This window comes from Pseudonocardia pini (assembly GCF_013870575.1).
GTDB lineage: Bacteria > Actinomycetota > Actinomycetes > Mycobacteriales > Pseudonocardiaceae > Pseudonocardia > Pseudonocardia pini.
Genome location: NZ_JACBXB010000730.1, coordinates 1 through 2,793, shown reverse-complemented (window position 1 = coordinate 2,793; position 2,793 = coordinate 1). Strand labels below are relative to the sequence as shown.

Annotated in this window: 3 protein-coding genes and 1 pseudogene; all 4 read right to left on the bottom strand. The window is 74.0% G+C overall.

Going from position 1 to position 2,793, the window contains the following annotated elements; all coding sequences use genetic code 11:
- Positions 1 to 209, bottom strand: a 209-nt coding sequence (locus tag H5J29_RS27990; protein WP_312858451.1) for a Rho termination factor N-terminal domain-containing protein, incomplete at its 3' end; no start/stop codon positions are given.
- A gap of 321 nt (positions 210 to 530) precedes the next feature.
- On the bottom strand, positions 531 to 1,436 hold the full coding sequence (gene thrB / locus H5J29_RS27985; RefSeq protein ID WP_181783986.1) for a homoserine kinase: 906 nt from the start codon (positions 1,434 to 1,436) through the stop codon (positions 531 to 533).
- Complete coding sequence (thrC, locus tag H5J29_RS27980) at positions 1,436 to 2,527, bottom strand: threonine synthase (protein WP_181783985.1); 1,092 nt, start codon at positions 2,525 to 2,527, stop codon at positions 1,436 to 1,438. Before thrC ends, thrB begins: the two co-directional genes overlap by 1 nt.
- A pseudogene (locus tag H5J29_RS27975) lies at positions 2,524 to 2,793 on the bottom strand (homoserine dehydrogenase); the annotation flags it as partial. The gene thrC and the pseudogene H5J29_RS27975, both read right to left, overlap by 4 nt.

Below are 2,793 nucleotides of genomic sequence, written 5' to 3'. Positions count from 1 at the left end.
GCAGCGGCCGAGCCGCCCTGCCTCTCCTTGATGGCGGCGATGAGGTCACCCTTTCGCATCCCCGCGATGTCGGGGACGTTCAGCTCGCCTGCGAGCTGTCGAAGGTCGGCGAGGACCATTGCGGACAGCCCGCCGCGCTTCTTGGGGGCGGCAGCGTCTCCGGCCGGCTCGGTGCCGGTGGGAGTGCTGACGAGATCGGTCTCGCTCACGAAGTTCCTTCCTGACCGGTCCGGGGCGATTCCTCAGACCAGCGGATTCCACACGTCACGCCCGGCTCCTCCGCCGGACTACGACGCCGAGGCAGCATGAGACAAGCCGCCTTCGGCGAGGTGCAGGGGCGGCGACCAGTGCGACGGTCGCGGGGAAGAGGCCGCTCGGTCCGGACCGGATCCGACCACATGGGCTGCAGTGAGGGTTCCGGCTCGAGAGGCCACGCGGATGACGCGTGGATCGCCGTGCGAGGCCGAGGGTAGTCGGTCCCGGGTCGCGCGGCAACAACATCCCCGGTCAGCCCCGGCGTGTCGTACCCCTCAGCCGACCTCGACGCGGGCGCCCGCGGCGTCGACGGGCAGCTCCAGCGGGGTGAACCCGTGCAGGTCGAGACCCTCGGGGAGGGTCCCGTCCGAGGTCAGGGCCAGGACGGTGGGGCCTGCCCCGGAGATCGCGGCGGGCACGCCGCGCGCCCGCAGCGCGTCGACGAGGTCGGCGGACGCGGGGTAGGCCGGGCGGCGGTAGCCCTGGTGCAGCCGGTCCTCCGTGGCCGCCATGAGCAGCTCGGGCGTTCTCGTGAACGCCAGGACCGACAGCGCGGTCCGGCTCCCCGTGAACGCCGCGTCGTGCAGCGGGACCAGCTCGGGGAGCAGGCCGCGGGTGGTCGTGGTGGAGGACTCGACCCCGGCGACGAGCGCGACGGGCGCGATGCCGGCGTGCACGTCGAGTCTCACGGCGTGGAACCGGGCCGAGGTGTTCCCCACCTGCTCCCAGGCCACCACGAACCCGCCCAGCAGGGAGGCCGCCGCGTTGTCCGCGTGGCCCTCCATACCGGCCGTGACCTGCAGCAACGAGTCCTGCTCCAACTCGACGTCCCGACCGGAGAGGACGCACGCGGCCACCGCACCCGCCACCGCGGCGGCCGCGGAGCTGCCCAGCCCGCGGGAGTGCGGGATCGCGTTACGGCACCGCATGCGCAGGCCCGCGGGCTCGTCCCCGAAGATCGCCCAGGCGGTGCGCATCGCGCGCACGACGAGATGGGAATCGTCACACGGGACCTGCTCCGCACCTTCGCCGAGGACCTCCACGTGCACACCCGGCTCGGTGGTCGCGGTGACCTCGACGTCGTCGTACAGGCCGAGCGCGAGGCCGAGCGAGTCGAAGCCCGGTCCGAGGTTGGCCGACGACGCGGGCACCCGGACCCGGACCTCGGTCGGCCTCCCCATCAGGCCAGCTCCAGGGCGGCCGCGACCGCCGCGGGGTCGATGGGGACGATCTCGGGCGCGGGCGCGGTGGCCAGCACGCTGTCCGGGTCCTTGAGCCCGTGCCCGGTCACCGTGCAGACCACGACCTGGCCGCGCGCGAGGGTGCCGTTCGCCGAGGACTGCAGCAGCCCGGCCACGCTCGCGGCCGACGCGGGCTCCACGAACACCGCCTCCCGCGTGGACAGCAGCCGGTGGGCGGCGAGGATCTCCTCGTCGGTGACCGCGGCGAACAGGCCCGCCGACTCCTCGCGGGCCGCCTGCGCGCCGTTCCACGAGGCGGGCGCGCCGATCCGGATCGCGGTGGCGACGGTCTCGGGGTTCTTCACCGGGGCCCCGTGCACGAGCGGCGCGGCGCCCGCGGCCTGGTAGCCGAACATCCGCGGCAGGGCCGGGATCAGCCCGTCCTCGGAGTACGCCTTGTAGCCCTTCCAGTACGCGGTGATGTTGCCCGCGTTGCCGACCGGCAGGCAGTGCACGTCCGGGGCGCGGCCCAGCGCGTCGCAGATCTCGTAGGCGGCGCTGGCCTGCCCCGCGATCCGGGTGGGGTTCACCGAGTTGACCAGGGCGATCGCCGGGTAGTCCGCGGTGGTCTTGCGGGCCAGCTCCAGGCAGTCGTCGAAGTTGCCCTCGATCTGCAGGATCCGCGCGCCGTGCGCCACCGCCTGGGCGAGCTTGCCGAGCGCGATCTTGCCGCTGGGCACGAGCACCGCGCTGGTCATCCGCGCGCGGGCCGCGTACGCCGCCGCCGAGGCCGACGTGTTGCCGGTGGAGGCGCAGAGCACGCTCTGCTTGCCCTCGGCCAGCGCGGCGGTGACCGCCATCGTCATCCCGCGGTCCTTGAAGGAACCGGTGGGGTTGGCGCCGTCGACCTTGAGGTAGACCTCGCAGCCCGTGCGCTCGGAGAGCACCGGGGCCGGGAGCAGCGGTGTCCCGCCCTCCCCCAGGGTGACGATCTCCCAGTCGGGCCGGACGGGCATCCGGTCCCGGTAGGCGTTGATCACACCCGGCCAGGGTGCGAGCGGGCTCGCGACAGGCACTGCTTCTCCGTTCATCCGCTGACACCCAGGGCACTGACCGCGCGGCCGAGCCCCTCGACGCGCAGCACGCTCTCCACCCCGAGCACCACGTCCAGCTCGGCCAGGGCCTCGACCGTCTCGTGCAGCGCCGAGTCCGGCGCCCCGTGCGTGACGACGACCAGGCGCGCGTTGCCGTCTGCCGACAGCGGGCCGTCGTCCCCGCCGCCGGTCTGGCGCACCGCGGCGATGCTCACCCCGCGCCGCGCGAACTCCACCGCCACCGCGGAGAGCACGCCCGCGCG

What these genes read in the sequence shown, in the direction of transcription:
- thrB (WP_181783986.1), bottom strand. Translation starts at nt 1,436, where the DNA reads ATGGGGAGGCCGACCGAGGTCCGGGTCCGGGTGCCCGCGTCGTCGGCC.
- thrC (WP_181783985.1), bottom strand. Translation starts at nt 2,527, where the DNA reads ATGAACGGAGAAGCAGTGCCTGTCGCGAGCCCGCTCGCACCCTGGCCG.